Below are 19,641 nucleotides of genomic sequence, written 5' to 3'. Positions count from 1 at the left end.
TCCACTACCCGACGACCTCCGCGACGCCATCGCAGCGATCACCCCAGGCCGTGCACACTAAATTGTCCTAAGTCAGGTATGGAGCTGTCGTGCTACCAAACCACGATCGAACTCTGCAGAGCGCCAACGCAAGTCAGTGCGGCAACCGCAGCAGCGCCTCTTGCGCATAGGAAGCGACCAGTGCTCCGTCCTCGGTGATCAAGTCACCCAAACCAAACGATCTGCCGTGCGCCATCAGCGGACTGCGCTGGCGCAGCAGTAGCCATTGGTCGGTCCGGAAAGGCCGGTGGAACCACAAGGTGTGGGAGGTGACGGCAGAGGTGAATGCCGTGCCATTGCCTCTCTGACTGAAGCCCTCCAGAGGCCGCAGAGCGGTACCTATGAGAGTGAGGTCGGTGGCGTAGGCGGCCAGTGCCGGCGCCAGAACGGGGTCGACAGAAGGGGTGCGCATCCACAACTCGAACTGGGGCGGCCCGGCAGTCGTGGCGTCCAGATCGTCGGCTGACCGTGTCTCCCAGGGAATGAGACCGAGGTCGATCCGGTGGTCCGCACCGAGCAGGGCAGGGACCTCGTCGATGGTCTGGCGGTCCGGGCCGTCCTCCGGAACATGCATGCAGATCGCCGCCGTGGCCACGACTTTAAGATCCTGGCGAGCGATGATCGTCAAGGTGGCAAACGATCTCCCGGCGTGATGGAGCGTCACCTCGTAACGCACCCGTGCGTCGGCTTGCCCTTCCCGGGCGAACACAGTGTGCAGCGACTTGACGGCCTTGTCGGGGCACGTCAGCCTGGCCGCACGCAAGAACTGAGCGAGAATCTGGCCACCGAATATCCGGTGATATTCCAACTGCTGGTTACCGCCCTCAAACACCCGTATGTCGCCGTTCGCGGATTGGTCGACATCGTCGACCGGCGATAGATGTAGGCAAGAAAGAAGATCGTCCCATAGATCAGTCACCGGCGTAGTGTAAGACTTACTCTCGCGAAATAGAAGCGGAATGATTTACCACTTCCATCGGAAATCTCCCACGCCAAAATTCCCATGCCCGTCCCAAGGCGGACAGGGGGAAATCGGCCGACTTGGTCAAGGCGCCGGCCAACTGGATGGCCAAGAGCTCTCGCAGGCCGGCGAACACCGGTAAGAGCTGCATAGCGACCGCAAAAGGTGGCCGGTGAGCTGCGTGAACATCAATCCGGCAGGCGTGGGAGAGTGCAATCCAGCGACGCCGAAAGCGATCCTTACAAAGACATCTTTTCAACCGCAAAAGTGTTCTCTTAAGGCATCGAGTAATTAAATACTAAACAGTGAAGACGCACCGATGAACGCATCACCTTTTCAGCCGAAGGCGAGGGATTCCCGATCGAATTCGTGGCGTTCTCCAAATAAGATCCCAGCAACTACTTGGGTGGAAACCGCAATGCCCCGTCGAGCCGAATCACCTCCCCGTTGAGGTAGTCGTTCTCGATGATTGAAGCAGCCAACGTGGCGTATTCGGCCGCACGGCCCATCCGCTTCGGATGCGGGACCTGTGGGCCCCAGTACTTCTCCAGCTCGTCGCCGGCCTTGCCGTACGCCGGAGTGAGAAACGTGCCAGGAGCAATAGTGACGACCCTGATTCCCAGCGGAGCCAGATCGCGGGCGGCGACCAGGGTCATGCTCACCACCCCACCTTTGGCGGCGGCGTACGGCAGCTGCCCGATCTGGCCCTCGTAAGCCGCAATGGACGCCGTATTGATGATGACGCCGCGGGTTTCGTCGACCGGTTCGTGCCGGGCGATGGCCGCGGCGGACAGTCGCATCACGTTGAAGACGGCGGTGAGATAGAACTCGATCGTCGTCCTGAATCCGGCGAGGTCAAGAGGCTTTCCGTCTTTACCGATCAGCCGGCCGCCGCTGGCTGGGCCGCCATGGGTGTCGACGGACACGCGCAAGGGTCCGAGCGAATCGGCTTCGGCGATCGCCGCCGAAACGGATTCTTCGTCGGTGGCATCCGTACGCACATACCGCACTCCCAACTCCGATTCGAGCGCCTTGCCCTTCTCGTCGGCCAGATCGGCAATGACAACCTTCGCCCCCGCGCCGTGCAACCTGCGCACGGTAGCCTCCCCGAGGCCTCCGGCACCCCCGACGACGATCGCAGATGCACCGCTGATGTCCATGTTGTTTTCCCTTCTCGTACCGAAACTTTGGTTGTTACCGACGCGCAGACGGTTTCTCGGCCCCCGCGGCTAGCATGCTGCGAGCGGTAATAGAACTATAAATAGCTGTCTCAGTCGGCTTTATCGGTGGGTGCGCATTGCGGCACAACCGGAGGTGTGCACCATGTCGCTTTGACGTCATGCCTGCAGAATTTCCTGACAACGATCATGTGTCGATTCCGAGGCATTCTCGCCCGGATTGAATGGCAACGCTACGGCGGTACCAAGGCCGGCTATTTGTCATTGCCCGCGGGCCCGTGGCGGTTCGGAGCTGGTCGTCCATGCGGGCGGAGCCCTAAGACCCGCCCCGGGGCCCGACCGGCCCCGCAAACGCCGGCATCTTCACGCGATTTTCGAAAACTTGCCGGACGTAGCGGAGTGCGGTCTTTCCGCTCCGTCATGAAACCGCTACCGTTAGCGTTACAGTCAACGACTCGGCTGTAACGGTTGCAGCCCGCCCTCGCCGCTGAGGAGGATTCAGTGACAAAACCGAAGGTCGTCTTCGATCCGTACTCCGAGGACTACTACAACAATCCGTTCGACATCTATCGACGGATGCGCGAGGACGCGCCGCTGTATTACGACGAGAAAGAGGACTTCTACGCGCTGACCCGCCACGAAGACGTGGCGGCGGCATTCAAAGACTTCGAGACGTATTCCTCGGCACGCGGCTGCGACCTGGCGATGGTGCGCAGAGGTATATCTCCCGAGCAAAAGTCGATCATCTTCATGGATCCGCCCGAGCACCGCCACATGCGCAGCCTGCTCAACAAGGCGTTCACCCCGCGGGCGATTCAATCGCAGGTGGAGACGATCCACGAGGTGATCGACAAGTATCTGGGCGCTTGCGATCCGGAAAACTTCGACGTCGTCCAGGACTTCTCCGGGCCGTTCCCGGTGGAAGTCATTACCCGGATGGCCGGAGTGCCGGAGGAATACCGCCAGCAGGTCCGCCACTGGATCGACACCAGCCTGCATCACGAACCGGGCCAGATCGAGGTCAGTGAAGCCGGCATGCAGGCCAACATCGAAACGGCGATGTACTACTTCGGCCTCATACAGGAGCGGCGCGGCGACCCGCAGGACGACATGATCAGCAGGCTGATCGCAGCCGAGATCCCCGGCGAGGATGGTCAGCCCCGCAAGCTCGACGATATCGAAATCACCGGCTTCGCGACCCTTTTGGGCGGGGCGGGGGCCGAGACCGTCACCAAGCTCCTCGGCAACGCGGCGGTAATCTTCGCCCGTCACCCCGACCAGTGGCAGAAGCTGCAGGAAGACCGCAGCAAGATCCCCGGGGCGGTGGAAGAGCTGCTGCGCTACGAGGGACCGGTGCAGTACAACGTCCGCTACACCCTCAAAGAGGCACACGTCAGCGGTGGCGTGATCCCCCCAGGCAAACCCGTGTTCCTGTGCGGCGCCGCGGCCAACCGCGATCCGGAGGCCTTCACCGACGCCGACACATTCGACATCGAGCGGGACCAGACCGAGGCGCAGCACCTCGGTCTCGGGTACGGAATTCACAGCTGCCTTGGCGCCGCCCTAGCCCGCTTGGAGAGCAGGATCGCGTTGGAGAAGCTCGTCGACTTCATGCCGCGCTACGAAGTGGACTGGGCGGGGTGCAAACGGGTGACCATGCAAAACGTCGCGGGCTGGAAGAACGTGCCCGTCAAGGTGCTTCGGTAAGGGGGGTCATGGTGACCAAGAAAATCGAAGTCGATTGGGGACTCTGCGAGAGCAACGGCGTCTGCATGGGCATCAACCCCGAGATCTTTCTCCTCGGTGACGACGACATGCTGACCGTGTTGCAGGAAGAGGTCACCCCGGAGAACGAGGCGGACGTGCGCGAGGCGGTGCGTCAGTGCCCTCGGCAGGCCATCTCAATCGTGGAATAGCGGCGGTCAGAAACCGGCGAGGATGACGGCGTTGCAGTCGGCTGCCGCCTGCCGCAGTTTCGCCGCCTTTTGGTAGCCCTCGGACTCGTACCATGCGCGGGCCGCGTCCACCGAGTCGAATTCCAGCACGACGGTCTGGTCGCCGTGCCAGGTGCCTTCGATCACTTTCGGAGCGGTGTCCACCGCGAGAATGGTGGCTCCGGCCATCGCCGAACCGGCGGCCTGGGCATAGGTTTTCATACCCTCCGGATCCTTGATGGCCTCGGTGAGGATGACATACCCTTTCGCCACTGAATCTCCTTAACTGGATTAGATTTTGCTGATGGCCTGCTCAGGACAGCATTCGATCGCCTCTTGAGTGGCCGCTTCGAATTCCGTTGGAACATCGGACGGTATCGCCTCCGCGTAACCGTCGTCGGTGAGACTGAACACCTCTGGACACAGCGTCGTGCAGACGCCATGACCGCGGCAGCGCTGATCGTCGACTGTGACTTTCATGCCAGCGTGAACTCCAGATGCAGCTCCGTCAGGCCGCGCAGGATGTACGTCGGAACGTATTGGTAGCGACGGTCATTCGCCGGGCCGTGCATGCTCTCGTTGATCCTGATGTCCGACGTCCGGTCGAGCAGGCGCTCGATCGCCACCCGGGTTTCGGCGCGCGCCAGCGGGGCGCCCGGGCAGCTGTGGATACCGCGCCCGAACGAGATGTGCTGGCGGGCGTTCTTGCGGGCCGGGTCGAAGGTGGTGGGGTCTTCGAACCGGCGGGGATCACGGTTGGCGGCCGCTTGCACAACCATCACGGTGGTTCCCGCCGGCAGGTCGACGCCACCGACATTCACGGGCACCCGATTCAATCGGAAGTCGCCCTTGACCGGGCTCTCGTGCCGCAACGACTCCTCGATGAAGTTGGGGATCAGGCTGCGGTCCTTGCGCAACTGCGCCTGGATGTCGGGCCGCTCCCCGAGCGTCTGCAAGGCCGCACCCAGCAGCCGCACGGTGGTCTCCTGGCCCGCCGAGAACACGTTGCTGGCCACCCGGGCCACGTCTTCAACCTCGGGGATAGAGCCGTCCGGGTATGTGGCGGTGGCCAGGCCGGTCAGCACGTCGTCGCGGGGTTCGCGCCGGCGGTTCCGGATGTAGTCGGAGAAAAGACCGTAGAGGAATTCCAGCGGGCTGTGCGCCAGTGATTCCTTGCCGGTGCCCCCGATGCCACCGCCGGAGTGCTGGCGGATGCCCTTGATGAACTTGTCGCGATCTTCCAGGGGCACGCCAAGCAGGTCGGCGATGACCAGCAGCGTGAACGGGCCGGCGAAGCCCTTGATGAAGTCGCCGTGGCCGGGGGCCAGGAAGGTGTCGAGCGCCTGGTCGGCGAGCGCCCACATGGCGTCCTCGTTCTCCTTGAGGCGCTTCGGGGTGATCAGCCGCATCAGCAGCGAGCGGTGATTGGTGTGGGTCGGCGGATCGAGCGTGGGCAGCTGGTCGCTGAACGGCAATTCGTCGCGATGTTGCTCAATCAATTCGGTGATGTCGTCACCCTCGATCGGGACCGGAAAGCCGGGAAACGGGCCGGTCACCGAGATGCACGAGGACCACGTCTCGGCGTCGTTGAGCACCGCGCACGCCTCGTCCCAACCGGTGATCATGGTGACGTTGTGATGGCCCTCCCGCGTCACGGGGCACTGCTGGCGCAGCGCCTCGTAGTAGGGATACGGGTCTTCGATGAGCTCGGTGCCGCGGAAGAAGTCCAACTCGGAGAATTCGTTCGACATCTCCTGCTCCTTGAATCTCGGCTGGTGAGAACGCGCCTCTCGCAGATGAGTATTACATTTCCATAAGGCGTGGTGGTCGTCAACGCGGGGTGGGTGCCGCCGCGTACGCGGGTGTCGATATGTGGCGTTAGCTGGCGGGAACCAGATCGGCGGCAACCGATGGCCAGGCCAGCAGCCCGCTGCGGAAGGTCTCGACGGGACCGATCGAGCCGTGCGGAAGAGCGGCGGCGGCCAGCGCCTGGGCTTTGAACGTGTGGGCGGCCATGCTCAGCCGGTGCTGCACCAGGCCGACGCTGTCGTCGAGCTCGGCTGGCCAGTTCTCCCCCCACAGCGTGACCTCGGTGACGCCGTGATCGAGGGCCTGCAACACGCCTTGCCGCACCCGCGAGTCGCAGCCGAACAGGTCCGCCGCGGCCGCCAGGGCCTGGGGACGAGGACGTGATGGCACCGACGCCAGGGCGTCTTCGAGATCGACCACCTGGGCGCCGAGGATCTGCAGCGGCCGATCGTCGGGGTGGTCCACAACAAGCACGGTGACGTCCCATCCCGCCATCGCCCGGTCGAAGAGCCAGCCGCCGGCGAACCGCACCACGTCGACAACGGTGGCGGCGACCACGTCGAGCCGGTATCTCATGTCCTCGCGCGACTCTTCTATGGGGCGAAGTCCCGCGCCAGTGTCTCGGCGTACTGCTTGAACGCCTCGGTTAGCGGTATCGATGGATCGAGCAACCATGTCGTTTCCATTCCGTGGACGAAGGCCAGAATCTCTACTGCCTTGACGGCGGGATCTATGTCCGTGCGGTATCGGCCATCCGCCTGACCGCGGCGGATGAGATCGGCGACGATGTCGGTCGCGGCGCGGTGCCGGGCCAGCATCCGGTCGTGCAGCGGTGCGTCGGGAAGGATGTTTTCCACCAGCAGCACTGTGAACGTCCCGACCAGTTCGGGTGCCCGGTTGAACCGGTCGGCGACCTGCGCGATCTGGGCGAAGAGATCGCCGGTCCGATCGGCGTGGAGGTCGTCGTCGAGGTCGCGCGCGTCGAGGACGGCGTGCAGCAGCTGCTCTTTGGATTCGAAGTGATGCAGCAGTCCCGCGGGGGTGACCCCGGCCTCGCCGGCGATCTGGGCCAGGGTGGTGCTGCGCCAACCGTTGCGCGTGAGCAGTCGTTGCGCGACGTCGAGGATCCGCTGCTTGCGGTCCTCGCCTTTGGCGAGCAACGTGTCGTATCGCCGTGCGTCGGGCACCGGACTCCTTTGACCGATTGGTGGGGCTGAACCAACCTAGTGAACACACAGTAGGTTAGTTTGGCCGTTGTGACAAGGGTCACGCGGGGTCTCGCTTTTCGGCCCGGGGTTTAAGTCAGCATCAGCGCACGAGCTCGACCAGGGTTGCGTTGGCGGTGCCGCCGCCCTCGCACATCGTCTGCAGCCCGTAGCGAATTCCGTTGTCCCGCATGTGGTACGCCATCCGCGTCATCAACACCGCGCCGGACGCGCCCAGCGGATGACCCAGCGCGATGGCGCCGCCCAGCGGATTCGTCTGCTCCGGGTCCGCCCCGGTCTCGGCCAGCCAGGCCAGCGGCACCGGTGCGAAGGCCTCGTTCACTTCGAATGCGCCGACTTCTGACAGCGGCACGCCGGCCTTCTTCAACACCTTTTCGGTCGCCGGGATGGGCCCGGTGAGCATGAGCACCGGGTCCGCCCCGGTCACCGCGCCCGCCAGGTAGCGCACCAGCGGGGTGAGCCCCAACTCGACCGCCATCGCCGCCGTCGTCACCAGCAGCGCGGCCGCGCCGTCGGAGATTTGCGAGGAATTGCCGGCGTGGATCACACCGTCTTCGGTGAAGGCCGGCTTGAGTCCGCCGAGTTTTTCGACCGTGGTCCCCCGCCGGATACCCTCGTCGGCGGCGACGACCGTTTCATCATCGGTGAACACCGGCACGATCTGGTCGGCGAACGCGCCGGCATCCTGGGCCGCGGCCGCCCGTTCGTGCGACTGGGCGGAGTATTCATCGAGCCGAGTTCGGGAGAATCCCCACTTCTTGGCGATCATCTCCGCCGACAGGCCCTGGTTGAAGGAGAAGTCGTCATAGCGGGCGAGGACCTTCGGGCCGTACGGCATCCCGGTTGCCCTGGCCGAACCGAGCGGAACGCGGCTCATCACCTCGACACCACCGGCGACGACGACGTCTTGCTGGCCGGACATCACCCCCTGCACGGCGAAGTCGAGCGCCTGCTGACTGGACCCGCACGCGCGGTTGACGGTGGTCCCGGGGATGGTCTCCGGCCAGCCGGCGGCGAGCACCGCGTAGCGGCCGATGTTGCTCGACTGGTCACCGACCTGAGACACACATCCCCAGATCACATCGTCGACGATCTCCGGGCCGACTCCGGTCCGTTCCAGCAGTTCGTTGAGGACGACGGCGGACAGGTCGGCGGCGTGCATCCCGGACAGGCCGCCATTGCGCTTTCCCACCGCGGTGCGCACGGCTTCGACGATGACTGTTTCCCGCATATCCCTACTCCGCTTCCTCAGATTTCGATAACGCCCACCGGCCAGTAAACGACGGCTCCCGCCGCTCCGCGAAGGCGGCATACGCGGCGGCCGCGTCTGCCGTCGCGAAATTGCCCACCTGGGCACGGGCCTCGTTGGCCAGCGCATCGCGCAAGGTGCTGTCGGCGCCCTCGTTCAGCAGGGCCTTGGTGTGGGCGAGGGCAATCGGCGGGCCGGCCGCCAGGCGGTCGGCGAGATCGTCGACGAAGGAGTCGATCTCCGTGCCCGAGACCACCCACGTCACCAGGTTCAGGACGTACGCTTCCTCGGCGTCAATCGTCTCGGCGAGCAGCGCGAGCCGCTTCGCCTGTTGCAGGCCAACAAGTTTGGGCAGTAGCCAGGATCCCCCGAGGTCGATGGACAGACCACGCTTGGAGAAGATCTGGCAGAACCTCGATTCCGGTGTGGCGACGACGAAGTCGCATCCCAGTGCGAGGTTCCATCCGGCCCCGACGGCCACTCCGGTCACCTTGGCGATCGTCGGTATCGCAAGCTCGTGCAGGGCCAGCGCCACGTCGGTCAGCCGCTGAAGCTTGTAGTTGGGATGGATGTCGTCGGGGACCGAGATGTCGGCGCCGGAGCAGAAGCTGCCGCCCGAGCCGGTGAGCACGAGCGCGCGTACGCTGCGTTCGCGACCGGCGGCGTGCAGCGCGTCGCGCAGCGCGATCCACAGTTCGGGATTGATCGCGTTCTTACGGCGCGGACGGTTGAGTGCTAGCGTGCGTACTCCGTTGCGGTCTTCCGACAGCAGCACGGGTCCATCGGTGGTGGTCACATCACCATGCCGCTGCCGAACAGCGTGCTGGGCATCAGTAGCTCCTCGGCAGTTTCAGGACGTTGGATCCCAGGAAATTCAGAATCATCTCCTGGCTGACCGGCGCGATCTTCATCAGTCGGGCCTCGCGGAAGTAGCGCGTGATGTGGTACTCCTCCGCGTATCCCATGCCGCCATGGGTTTGCAACGCCCGGTCCGCGGCGGTGAAGCCCGCGTCGGCGCACAGGTACTTTGCGGTATTCGCCTCGCGGCCACAGGGTTTGCCGTTGTCGTACAACCAGGTGGCCTTGCGCAACATCAGCTCGGCGGCGTCCAGGCGCGCCAGCGAGTCGGCAAGCGGGAATTGCAGACCCTGGTTCATGCCGATGGGCCGGCCGAAGACCTCACGCTCGTTGCCGTATTTCACCGCCTTGTCGAGCGCCACCCGCCCGATGCCGAGCGCCTCGGCGGCGATCAGCATCCGCTCCGGGTTAAGACCGTCCAGGATGTACTGAAAGCCCTTGCCCTCCTCGCCGATTCGGTCCTCGACCGGCACCTCCAGATTGTCGATGAACAATTCGTTGGAGCTGACGGCGTTGCGGCCCATCTTGCGGATGGGACGGACGTCGATGCGGCTGCGGTCCAGATCGGTGATGAACAGGGTCATCCCATCGGTTTTCTTGGTGACTTCCTCATAGCTCTGCGTCCGGGTGAGTAGCAGGATCTTGTCGGACTCCATGGCTTTGGAGATCCACACCTTGCGGCCGTTGACGATATAGCGATCGCCGTCGCGTTTGGCGAAGGTGGTGATGCGCGACGTGTCCAGTCCGGCACCGGGTTCGGTCACGCCGAAGCAGACGTGCACTTCGCCGGTCGCCACCTTGGGCAGCGTGCGCGCCTTGAGTTCATCGGAGCCGTGCACCACCACCGGTTGCATGCCGAAGATGGACAGATGAATTGAGCTGGCGGCGTTCATAGCACCGCCGGATTTTGCGACCTCTTCGAGCAGGATGGTGGCTTCGGTGATGCCGAGGCCGTGCCCGCCATACTCGGTGGGAATTGTCATCCCCAGCCAGCCGCCCTGAGCGATGGCGTCATAGAACTCGGTCGGGAATTCGTGCGCCTGGTCTTTTTCCATCCAGTACTGATCGTCGAACTTCCGCGCCAACTCGGCGACCGACCGGCGGATCAGTTCCTGGTCGTCAGTCAGCTCAAAGTTCATTCCGGCGCCGGGCACTACTGGATCTCCTCTTCATCGCTGGCGGCGAGATTGCCGTGGTGGTCGTGATTTGCCGAAAAGGGCGACCCTGAGTGCAATTTCGGCGCAGCTCACCCGGGCGCAAGACCGTGGGGCGTGGTGTTTTTAGTCCTTGTTGCCGGTGAGCTCTTTCGCGTTGGCCGCAAAGTCCGCGAACGACGAACCCGACCTGGTGTCCTTGTGATGACTGAGTGCCCGAATGGACACGTCGTGCCCCTCGGCGGCCTTGCGCAGCGCACCGACTGTCGCCTGCTCCGGTGTGATGTGGGTGAACGGGTCGAACGAGTACCAACGCATCGCATTCTCGTATGTCATCTTCTTGATCTCGTCGTCGGGAACGTTGTTCAGCGACAGGACGTCCCACAGTTCCTCGGGCGCACCCGGCCACATCGAGTCGCTGTGCGGGTAGTCGGCTTCCCAGCAGATGTTGTCGACACCGATCATGTTGCGCAGCGCCACACCGACCTTGTCACTGATGAAGCAGGTCAGGAAGTGATCGCGGAACACATCGGACGGCAGCTTGTCACCGAAGTTCTGGTGCGTCCATGTCGAGTGCATCTCGTAGGTACGGTCGGCTCGCTCCAGGAAGTAAGGGATCCAGCCGGTTCCACCCTCGGACAGGGCGACCTTCAGGTCCGGGTATTCCTTGATGGGCCGCGACCACAGTAGATCGGCAGCGGCCTGCACGATGTTCATCGGCTGCAGTGTGATCATCACGTCCATCGGCGCATCGGGCGCGGTGATGGCCAGCCTGCCCGATGATCCGATGTGCACGTTCATGACAGTATTGGTGTCGCACAACGCTTTCCACAACGGGTTCCAGTACTCGTTGTGGAAGCTGGGGTATCCCATCGCGGCCGGGTTTTCGGTGAACGTCAGCGCGTGTACGCCCTTCTTCGCGACCCGTCGCACCTCGGCGGCGCACGCCTCGGCGTCCCAAATCACGGGTATCGCCATGGGGATGAACCGCGCCGGGTAGGCGCCGCACCACTCGTCGATGTGCCAGTCGTTGTAGGCCTGCACGAGCGCTATCGAGAAATCGTGATCCTCGGTGGCGAACAGCCGAGCGGCAAAACCTGGGAAGGAGGGGAAGCAGATCGAGGCCAGGATGCCCCCGGCGTTCATGTCCTTGACGCGTTCGTCGACGTTGTAGCAACCGGGCCGGATCTCGTCGAGGCCCTGTGGCTCGAGGCCGTACTCCTCCTTGGGCCGTCCGGCGACCGCGTTGAGTGCCACGTTGGGGATGACGGTGTCGCGGAACTTCCACATGTCCGAACCATCGGAGTTGTGCACCAGCCGCGGCGCGTCGTCCTGGTACTTCTTCGACAGGTGGTTCTTGAACATGTCCGGCGGCTCGACGGTGTGGTCGTCGACGCTGATCAGGATCATGTCTTCTTTGTTCATGGCAGTTGCCCTTCCGTCGGGTCCGTCTATTCGATTCCGCTCCCACGCAGCCTCGGCGAATCGCTGTCCCGTGCCAAGATCACTAAAATGAAAACTATCTTCTCGCCAAGCGAGAATCAACATCCAGTGGACGCTGCGGCCGGTCTTCACCGCCTGACCAGGGGCGGAACCGGCCCGCAAATTGCCCGTCCCCGAGCGACGATGCGCTGAGGTAAATGCCTGCGTCGCGCAGCAGCCCGGCGCCACTGCCGACGTTTGCGCTGGAATGCGGGCGTCTCGACGGCCGGGCGAGGCCTCGGCGCGCGGCCCGGGTCCGCCGCCGGCCGTCGGCATTGACCGGCCGCGCGATTCGTGCAACTCTATTGGTTGGAAATGAGAATACGATTCTCCTTGACCGAGAGGTGGTCGGGAGGATGGCGAGAGGAGAGCGCGGATGCGGTTGCCGCCGCTGCCGGCTGATCAGTGGGACGAGGTTACCCAGAAGGCACTCTCGGCAATGCGTGACGCGGACACCAATAATGCGCTCAGCACCCTCGCCCACCACCCGGCGCTGGCCAAGGCATTTCTCCGGTTCAACGTTCACCTCTTGACGTCGTCCACGCTGCCGGCGCGCATCCGCGAACTGGCCATCCTGCGCGTCGCGCATCGCCGCGACTGCGCCTACGAGTGGACCCACCACGTCTCCATGGCCAAGGCCCAGGGAATAACCGACGACCAGATCGCCGCGGTGCGGCGTGGCGAGGCCGCCGACACGTTCGACCAAACGGTGATCACCGCCGTCGACGAGCTCGACGACAAGTCTCAGCTGTCCGACGAGACCTGGGCAGCGCTCGGCGAGCGCCTCAACGACCAGCAGCGGATGGATTTCGTCTTCACGGTCGGCTGTTACGCCCTGCTGGCCATGGCCTTCAACACTTTTGGCGTACAGCTCGAGAACGCCGGCACAGCCGGTAACAACGTCGAATAAGAAAGGGTAAGAAAGTTGCCCCACTTCCCCAAGCCAGCCGCCGGCAGCTGGACAGAAAACTACCCCGAACTCGGGACCGCGCCGGTCGATTACACGGACTCGATCGATCCGGCGTTCTTCGAAGCCGAGCGCGAAGCGATCTTCAGAAAGACCTGGCTCAACGTCGGCCGGGTCGAGCGGCTCCCCCGCACCGGCAGCTACTTCACCAGGGAACTGCCGTCGGCCGGCAAGGGCACGTCGGTGATCATCGTCAAGACCAAGGACGGGACCGTCAAGGCGTTCCACAACGTTTGCCGCCACCGCGGAAACAAGTTGGTGTGGAACGACTTTCCCAACGAGGAGACCTCCGGCACCTGCCGGCAGTTCACCTGCAAGTACCACGCCTGGCGCTACAGCCTCGATGGTGACCTGACCTTCGTCCAACAGGAAGAAGAGTTCTTCAACCTCGACAAGGGCAACTTCGGCCTGGCGCCGGTCCGTTGCGAGGTGTGGGAAGGCTTCATCTTCATCAACTTCGACAACAACGCGGCGCCGCTTGTCGACTACCTCGGACCGCTGGCCAAGAGCATCGAGGGCTACCCCTTCGGCGAGATGACGGAGACCTACTCCTACCGGGCCGAGGTCGGCAGCAACTGGAAGCTGTTCATCGACGCGTTCGTCGAGTTCTACCACGCGCCGATCCTGCACCAGGGGCAGTACACCAAGGAAGAAGCCGCCAAGATCCAAAAGTTCGGCTACGAGGCGCTGCACTACGAGGTGGCCGGCCCGCACAGCCTGCAGTCGACCTGGGGTGGTCAGGCGCCGCCCCCGGACATGTCCATGGTCAAGCCGATGGACCAGGTTCTGCGCAGCGGTTTGTTCGGTCCGTGGGACAAGCCGGAAATCATCGAGAAGCTGGAGCTGCCACCGGGTGTCAACGTGAAGCGGGTGCCGCAGTGGGGCATCGACTCGTGGCTCTTCTACCCGAACTTCATGCTATTGATCTGGGAGCCGGGCTGGTTCCTGACGTACCACTACTGGCCGACCGCCGTGGACAAGCACATCTTCGAGTGCACACTGTATTTCGTCCCGCCGCGCAATGCGCGGGAACGCCTGGCCCAGGAGTTGGCCGCCGTAACTTTCAAGGAGTACGCGCTACAAGACGCCAACACCCTGGAAGCGACCCAGACCATGATCGGCACCCGGGCCGTCAAAGACTTCCTGCTGTGCGATCAGGAAGTGTTGATCCGCCACTTGCACAAGACGACCGGTGACTACGTGAAGGAGTACCAGAACAATGGCGTTACCGTCTGAATTCGCGGCTCTGGAGCCGTATTTGGATTGGGACCTGGCCACCGAGCCCGAGCGCTACGCGAAGCGGCTGGCCTCGACGATGCCCGAGATGCAGGAGTTCTACGACGTCGCTTTCCCGCGTCTCAACGATGTCATCGAGTACTGCGACAAGTACCCGTTGGACGACCTGCCCGACGACGCGAAGACGCTCATGCACATGATGCAGTCGCTCGTCATGGTGTCTTTTCCGATCGAGGCTTGGAAACAGCCGCGGGTGCCCGACAGCGGTGCGGCCTGGGTGGAGTGCATCCGGGAACCGGTGATCTAACCGGTGTTGACACTCAAGGCCGCGGGACTGCTCGACGTCGACGCCGGCGAGATCGTGTCCCCCGGTGTTGTGCAGATCGAGGATGACCGGATCGTCGGCGTCGGAGGCGAACCCGAGGGCGAGATCATGGATCTCGGCAATCAGATCCTGCTGCCCGGCCTGATGGACATGGAGGTCAACCTGTTGATGGGTGGCCGCGGCGAGAAGCCCGGACTGTCTCAGGTTCAGGATGACCCGCCGACGCGGGTGTTGCGCGCGGTCGGCAATGCGCGGCGCACGCTGCGCGCCGGATTCACCACCGTGCGCAACCTCGGCCTGTTCGTCAAGACCGGCGGCTACCTGCTGGATGTCGCGCTGGGCAAAGCCATTGACGCGGGGTGGATCGACGGTCCGCGCGTGGTGCCGGCCGGGCATGCCATCACGCCCACCGGCGGCCACCTGGATCCGACGATGTTCGCGGCGTTCGCCCCCCACGTGCTGGAGCTGACGGTCGAAGAGGGCATCGCCAACGGCATCGACGAGATCCGCAAGGCGGTGCGCTACCAGATCAAGCACGGCGCCCAGCTGATCAAGGTCTGCTGTTCGGGCGGGGTGATGTCACTGACCGGTCCGCCGGGCGCACAACACTATTCGGATGAGGAGCTGTGCGCGATCGTTGACGAGGCGCACCGGCGTGGGCTGCGCGTCGCCGCGCACACGCACGGCGCCGACGCGGTCAAGCATGCCGTCCAGGCCGGCATCGACTGCATCGAGCATGGCTTTTTGATCGACGACGAAGCGATCGCGTCGCTGGTCGAGCATGGCACCTTCCTGGTGAGCACCCGGCGCCTGGCCGACGGCGATGCGATGGACGTCTCGCACGCTCCGCCAGAGCTGCAGGCCAAGGCGGCCGAGATGTTTCCCAAGGCGCGGACCTCCATACTGGCCGCCTATAAAGCCGGCGTGAAGATCGCGGTCGGCACCGACGCGCCCGCGATCCCGCACGGACGCAACGCCGACGAGCTTGTCACCCTGGTCCATTGGGGACTGCCGCCGCTGGCCGTGTTGCGGGCGGCGACGGTCACCGCAGCCGAGCTGATCAACTCGACCGACCGCGGCCGGCTGGCCGCGGGCCAGCTCGCCGACATCATCGCGGTGCCGGGAAACCCTTTGGAAGACATCACCGTTACCCAGAACGTGAGCTTTGTCATGAAAGGCGGCAAGGTCTATGTCGACAAATCAGCCAACCCGAACTGACGACCTGGTCGAGATCCAGCAGCTGCTCGCCCGCTACGCGGTCACCATCACCCAGGAAGACATCGACGGACTCATCGGCGTCTTCACACCGGACGGAACCTACAGCGCCTTCGGATCGACTTACCACCTCGACCGGTTCCCAGAATTGGTGGCCGCGGCTCCAAAGGGCTTGTTCCTCACCGGAACTGCTCTGATCGAAAATATCGACGGCGATTCCGCGAGCGGAACCCAGCCGCTGTGCTTCATCGACCACGCGACCCATGACATGCGGATCGGCTACTACCGCGACACCTACTCCCGAACCCCCGACGGGTGGCGGCTGAAAACCCGTGCCATGACCTTCATTCGCCGCAGCGGCGTGCACGACTCCGGGCGCCCGCACGCCGTCGGCCGTCCCACACCGTGAATGTCGAGGAGTTCCGCGCGGGTTTGCGCGCGTGGCTCGACGACAATGACCTGACCCCCGGGCCCGACCACTCGCTGCAGGGCCATATGCGGCAGTTCGCCCGGGTCAGCCGCGCGCTCTACGACGCCGATTGGATGCGCTACGGCTGGCCCCACGAAGTCGGCGGATTGGGTGGTCCCGCCGTGCTGCGCGCGATCGTCGGCGAAGAGGTGGTCGGCCGCCGTCTCGCCGAACCCGGCCCCTACTCGATGCTCGAGGTGCTCGCACCCACGATGATCGATTACGCCCCGCCAGAGCTTGCCGCCGAAATGGTGCCGCGGCTGCTGAGCGGTGAAGAGCAATGGTGTCAGGGCTTTTCCGAGCCGGGGTCCGGCAGCGACCTGGCCTCGCTGACCACCCGCGCGACGCAGCAGGGCGATAACTGGATCGTCAACGGGCAGAAGGTCTGGACCAGCTTCGCGCAGTTCTCGACGCGCTGCGTCCTGCTCACCCGCACCGCGCCCGGACACGACGGAATCACCGCCTTCTTTGTCGATCTCGACACCCCGGGCATCACCATCCGGCCGCTCCGGACGATGCATGGCGTCGACGAATTCTGCGAGGTCTACTACGACGACGTGGTGATCCCGGGCACCCGGATGCTCGGCCAGCCGGGAGACGGCTGGCGACTCGCCATGGACCTGCTCCCCTACGAGCGGTCCACCTGCTTCTGGCAGCGAATCGCCTACCTGTACTCCCGCTTCGACGAACTCATCGCGCAGGCGTCCGACGTCGGCGAGCCGAACGAATCCGCGCTTGGCGCAGCATATCTGGCGCTGCACACGCTGCGCTGCCGATCCCGTGACACCCAGCACCGGCTGCGCGACGGAGCACGCCTGGGACCGGACACGTCCATCGACAAGGTGTTGCTCGCCGCCGCCGAGCAACGGCTCTACGACACGGTCCGCGACCTGCTGCCCGGAACGCTCGAGCTTGACGACACGCCGTGGCGCCCGGAATACCTGTACTCGCGCGCGGCGACCATCTATGGCGGTACCGCTGAGATCCAACGCAATATCATCGCCCGCCGGCTGCTCGACCTCGGGAAGGAGTGAACCGTGGACACCGCGACGGATCCCGAGTCGCTGCGCCTGCTCGAAGGCTCGCTGCGGACGGCCATGACGGCCGCATCAGGGGTCAAGCTCGACGCCGCGCTGACCGACCTGGGGTGGCGCGACATGCTGGACGAAATGCCGGACGTCGCCGTCCCTTTGGTGTTCCGGCTGCTCGGCGAGACGGGTGCGCACGCCCCGGTGCTCAACGACGTGGTGTTGCGCGAGACCGGGGCGGCGCCGGGAGACACCGTACCGCTACCATTCGCGGGCGGCTCCTGGGTCCTATGGGAGCGCGGCGAGGGCGTCGAATCGGCTATCGACGAGTCGCTGCCGATACGCCGCGCGCCGCAAGGGGATTCATTGCCACCGGCCGCGCTGAATGCGGGGCGGCGGGCACTGGGCTGGTGGTTGGTCGGCGCCGGCCGGGCCATGCTCTCGCTGGCGCGCCAACATGCGCTCGACCGCGTTCAATTCGGCCGGCACATCAGCTCGTTCCAGGCCATCCGGCACCGGCTGGCCGAGACTCTTGTCGCGATCGAGGGCGCCGAGGCGACGCTGCACGTCGCCGCGCAGTCCGAAGATTACGACGGCTTGGCCTCGCTGCTGGCGAAGGCCGCCGCCGGCCAGGGCGCGCTGACCGCCGCCCGCCACTGCCAGCAAGTGCTCGGCGGGATCGGCTTCACCGCCGAGCACCCGCTGCACCACCACGTCAAACGGTCGCTGATCCTGGACGGGCTGCTGGGCAACGCACGCGAACTGACTCGGGAAGCTGGAAAAACTCTGGTGGACAAGCGGTTTGCGCCGCGGCTTGCACAGCTGTAGCCGGCCCACGCCCCGTCCGTCACACGCGTCACCAGGGAACCCGGCGGCCGGCTTTGCCCGCCTCCCAGCGACAATCCGCCCCGGCATTGAAACGACTACTGAGGTGTCGCTGGGAGGCGGGCAAGACGGCACGGCCCGAAATTTCAGTGACGGATGGGATCTGGGGCGTGCGCGTAGACTTCGTCTGGCCACCAGGAGGATGGGGACGCGATGAGTCAGCCCGAGCAACCCCGAAACGAGATGGGCGTCGCTTCGGTGCTCGTGGGCCTGGTCGCGCTCCTCACGTGTTGGATGCTGATCGGTGTGCCCTTCGGCATAGCGGCGGTGATCACGGGTGACATCGCGCGCAGAAGGGTGCAGCGAGGTGAAGCGAACAATCCCCGAATAGCGTTGGCAGGCATGGTGTTAGGGGCGGTGTCAATCGCCGCCGGGCTGGTCGCGATCGGGTACTACGCCTGGCTGGACGCCCGCTAATTCCGCGGTAGTCCCAGCACGCGCTCGGCGATGATGTTCCGTTGAATTTCCGACGTACCGCCGGCGATCGTCGCGGCGAAGCTGCGCGCGTATCGGTCGAACCAGCTGCGGTAATGACTGTCGAGGTTCAGCGGGGCGAACGGGGCCGTCACTGTGCGGTACACCAACCCGTTCGTGTCCGCGGCCTCCAGCGCGTCCTCGGATGCACGTTGCAGGGCCTCGGAACCCAGCAGCTTGAGTACCGACTGGGCGGGTACGTCCTCTTCCCCGCGTGCCGCCCGCGATAACGCCCCGGACCCCAGTAGCCGCAGCGCGTACGCGTCCATCACCAGGGTGGCGTAACGATCCCGCTCCAGCGGCCCCGATGGACGGAAATCGATGCTCAGTTCGTGCAACAGGTCGACGTATCCCATCCACAACATGACGCGTTCGTGCCCCAGAGAACCGGTGGCCACCCGCCATCCCTCGTTGAGCTCACCCACCAGATTCACGGCCGGCACACGCGCGTCGGTGAAGAACACCTCATTGAAGTCGACCTCATCGCTGTCACACATCGACGCGAAGGGGCGGCGCACCACACCGGGCGTATCGGTCGGGATCAGCAACACGCTAATACCCTTGTGCTTCGGTGCCTTTGGATCGGTACGCACGAAGGTCAGCAGCACGTCGGCATCGTGGGCGCCCGATGTCCACACCTTCTGCCCGTTGACGACGAAGTGGTCACCGTCGAGCACCGCCCGCGTTTTCAGCGAGGCGAGGTCCGAGCCCGCACCGGGTTCACTCATGCCCAGCGCCGCGGTGATTTCGGCCCGCAGAATCGGCACCGCCCACTTGTGCGTTTGTTCGGGCGTGCCGAAGGTCAACAACGAGGCCGCAATGATGCCCACGCCCTGCGGATTGAAACTTTGATAGATACGCCGCCGCCCCAGCTCCTCCAGGTACACGTATTGCTGCAAGAGCGTGGCGTTGCGTCCGCCGAACTCGGGCGGATTGCCCGGGAGCAGCCACCCGCTGTCGAACAGCAGCCGTTGCCAGCGCCGGGCCCATTCCGGCACGTGCGAGCTGGAGCGGGGCCGTTCGAACGCCTCGGCCTCGGAGGGCAGATGCGCGTCGAGGAAGGCGATGAATTCGGAGCGGAATGCCTCCACGTCGGCGTCAAAGGTGAGCTGCACGCGACTCCCGGCAACGGTCGTGAGCAGTCCCCGGCGT

Annotated in this window: 22 protein-coding genes; 10 read left to right on the top strand and 12 right to left on the bottom strand. The window is 64.5% G+C overall.

Annotated features, from left to right (window positions below):
- Positions 1-133 precede the first annotated feature (133 nt).
- Together AWC17_RS13125 and AWC17_RS13120 are read right to left on the bottom strand one after the other, a co-directional pair.
- Positions 134-958 carry an acyl-CoA thioesterase gene (locus tag AWC17_RS13125; RefSeq protein WP_046181691.1) on the bottom strand — a complete coding sequence of 275 codons (825 nt, stop codon included), beginning with the start codon at positions 956-958 and terminating at the stop codon, positions 134-136.
- 440 nt (positions 959-1,398) lie between these two features.
- Positions 1,399-2,160 carry an SDR family NAD(P)-dependent oxidoreductase gene (locus AWC17_RS13120; protein ID WP_046181690.1) on the bottom strand — a complete coding sequence of 254 codons (762 nt, stop codon included), beginning with the start codon at positions 2,158-2,160 and terminating at the stop codon, positions 1,399-1,401.
- 519 nt (positions 2,161-2,679) lie between these two features.
- Between AWC17_RS13120 and AWC17_RS13115 the strand changes: the two genes are divergently transcribed.
- Both AWC17_RS13115 and AWC17_RS13110 read left to right on the top strand, forming a co-directional pair.
- On the top strand, positions 2,680-3,885 hold the full coding sequence (locus tag AWC17_RS13115) for a cytochrome P450 (RefSeq protein WP_046181778.1): 1,206 nt from the start codon (positions 2,680-2,682) through the stop codon (positions 3,883-3,885).
- 11 nt (positions 3,886-3,896) lie between these two features.
- Positions 3,897-4,094: a ferredoxin gene (locus AWC17_RS13110; protein WP_046181777.1), complete on the top strand. Its 198-nt coding sequence runs from the start codon at positions 3,897-3,899 to the stop codon at positions 4,092-4,094.
- A gap of 6 nt (positions 4,095-4,100) precedes the next feature.
- On the opposite strand, the gene AWC17_RS13105 is transcribed toward AWC17_RS13110, so the two are convergent.
- From AWC17_RS13105 to AWC17_RS13065, 9 genes are all read right to left on the bottom strand, one after another.
- Positions 4,101-4,334: a DUF1330 domain-containing protein gene (locus AWC17_RS13105; RefSeq protein WP_231588294.1), complete on the bottom strand. Its 234-nt coding sequence runs from the start codon at positions 4,332-4,334 to the stop codon at positions 4,101-4,103.
- A gap of 69 nt (positions 4,335-4,403) precedes the next feature.
- Complete coding sequence (locus AWC17_RS13100; protein ID WP_046181688.1) at positions 4,404-4,592, bottom strand: ferredoxin; 189 nt, start codon at positions 4,590-4,592, stop codon at positions 4,404-4,406.
- A complete protein-coding gene (locus AWC17_RS13095; RefSeq protein ID WP_047321810.1) occupies positions 4,589-5,863 on the bottom strand; it encodes a cytochrome P450 in 1,275 nt (424 codons plus the stop codon). Before AWC17_RS13095 ends, AWC17_RS13100 begins: the two co-directional genes overlap by 4 nt.
- A 127-nt stretch (positions 5,864-5,990) precedes the next feature.
- A complete protein-coding gene (locus AWC17_RS13090; protein WP_046181686.1) occupies positions 5,991-6,497 on the bottom strand; it encodes a hypothetical protein in 507 nt (168 codons plus the stop codon).
- 17 nt (positions 6,498-6,514) lie between these two features.
- A complete protein-coding gene (locus tag AWC17_RS13085) occupies positions 6,515-7,108 on the bottom strand; it encodes a TetR/AcrR family transcriptional regulator (RefSeq protein WP_046181685.1) in 594 nt (197 codons plus the stop codon).
- Between the two features lie 121 nt (positions 7,109-7,229).
- Positions 7,230-8,378 carry a thiolase family protein gene (locus AWC17_RS13080; protein WP_046181684.1) on the bottom strand — a complete coding sequence of 383 codons (1,149 nt, stop codon included), beginning with the start codon at positions 8,376-8,378 and terminating at the stop codon, positions 7,230-7,232.
- Positions 8,379-8,382: 4 nt separating this feature from the next.
- Complete coding sequence (locus AWC17_RS13075; protein ID WP_046181683.1) at positions 8,383-9,192, bottom strand: enoyl-CoA hydratase/isomerase family protein; 810 nt, start codon at positions 9,190-9,192, stop codon at positions 8,383-8,385.
- Positions 9,193-9,226: 34 nt separating this feature from the next.
- Entirely contained in the window at positions 9,227-10,393 is a 1,167-nt protein-coding gene (locus AWC17_RS13070; RefSeq protein WP_046181682.1) for an acyl-CoA dehydrogenase family protein, read from the bottom strand.
- 141 nt (positions 10,394-10,534) lie between these two features.
- Positions 10,535-11,833 carry an amidohydrolase family protein gene (locus tag AWC17_RS13065; protein WP_046181681.1) on the bottom strand — a complete coding sequence of 433 codons (1,299 nt, stop codon included), beginning with the start codon at positions 11,831-11,833 and terminating at the stop codon, positions 10,535-10,537.
- Positions 11,834-12,266: 433 nt separating this feature from the next.
- Here AWC17_RS13065 and AWC17_RS13060 point away from each other — a divergent pair, with 433 nt between their 5' ends.
- The 8 genes from AWC17_RS13060 to AWC17_RS13025 all read left to right on the top strand — a co-directional run bounded on the left by AWC17_RS13060 (position 12,267) and on the right by AWC17_RS13025 (position 18,432).
- Positions 12,267-12,800: a carboxymuconolactone decarboxylase family protein gene (locus AWC17_RS13060; protein ID WP_046186398.1), complete on the top strand. Its 534-nt coding sequence runs from the start codon at positions 12,267-12,269 to the stop codon at positions 12,798-12,800.
- A 15-nt stretch (positions 12,801-12,815) separates the two neighbouring features.
- Complete coding sequence (locus tag AWC17_RS13055; RefSeq protein ID WP_046186399.1) at positions 12,816-14,093, top strand: aromatic ring-hydroxylating oxygenase subunit alpha; 1,278 nt, start codon at positions 12,816-12,818, stop codon at positions 14,091-14,093.
- On the top strand, positions 14,077-14,400 hold the full coding sequence (locus tag AWC17_RS13050) for a hypothetical protein (RefSeq protein ID WP_046186400.1): 324 nt from the start codon (positions 14,077-14,079) through the stop codon (positions 14,398-14,400). The genes AWC17_RS13055 and AWC17_RS13050 overlap by 17 nt, the downstream gene beginning before the upstream one ends.
- Before the next feature lie 3 nt (positions 14,401-14,403).
- Positions 14,404-15,636: a metal-dependent hydrolase family protein gene (locus tag AWC17_RS13045; RefSeq protein WP_046186401.1), complete on the top strand. Its 1,233-nt coding sequence runs from the start codon at positions 14,404-14,406 to the stop codon at positions 15,634-15,636.
- Positions 15,608-16,042 (top strand): nuclear transport factor 2 family protein, encoded by a 435-nt coding sequence (locus tag AWC17_RS13040; RefSeq protein WP_046186402.1) that lies wholly within the window; start codon positions 15,608-15,610, stop codon positions 16,040-16,042. The genes AWC17_RS13045 and AWC17_RS13040 overlap by 29 nt, the downstream gene beginning before the upstream one ends.
- Entirely contained in the window at positions 16,039-17,136 is a 1,098-nt protein-coding gene (locus AWC17_RS13035) for an acyl-CoA dehydrogenase family protein (RefSeq protein ID WP_046186403.1), read from the top strand. The genes AWC17_RS13040 and AWC17_RS13035 overlap by 4 nt, the downstream gene beginning before the upstream one ends.
- 63 nt (positions 17,137-17,199) lie before the next feature.
- Positions 17,200-17,958 (top strand): acyl-CoA dehydrogenase family protein, encoded by a 759-nt coding sequence (locus AWC17_RS13030; protein ID WP_167385582.1) that lies wholly within the window; start codon positions 17,200-17,202, stop codon positions 17,956-17,958.
- A gap of 210 nt (positions 17,959-18,168) precedes the next feature.
- Positions 18,169-18,432 carry a DUF4190 domain-containing protein gene (locus AWC17_RS13025; RefSeq protein ID WP_046183830.1) on the top strand — a complete coding sequence of 88 codons (264 nt, stop codon included), beginning with the start codon at positions 18,169-18,171 and terminating at the stop codon, positions 18,430-18,432.
- Here AWC17_RS13025 and AWC17_RS13020 read toward each other — a convergent pair.
- A complete protein-coding gene (locus tag AWC17_RS13020) occupies positions 18,429-19,604 on the bottom strand; it encodes an acyl-CoA dehydrogenase family protein (protein ID WP_046183836.1) in 1,176 nt (391 codons plus the stop codon). The genes AWC17_RS13025 and AWC17_RS13020 overlap by 4 nt on opposite strands.
- Between the last annotated feature and the right edge of the window lie 37 nt (positions 19,605-19,641).

Origin of the sequence: Mycobacterium nebraskense (assembly GCF_002102255.1) — a bacterium.
GTDB lineage: Bacteria > Actinomycetota > Actinomycetes > Mycobacteriales > Mycobacteriaceae > Mycobacterium > Mycobacterium nebraskense.
Note: the sequence above shows the minus strand (reverse complement) of the source record. Positions and strands in the feature narration are given on the sequence as shown.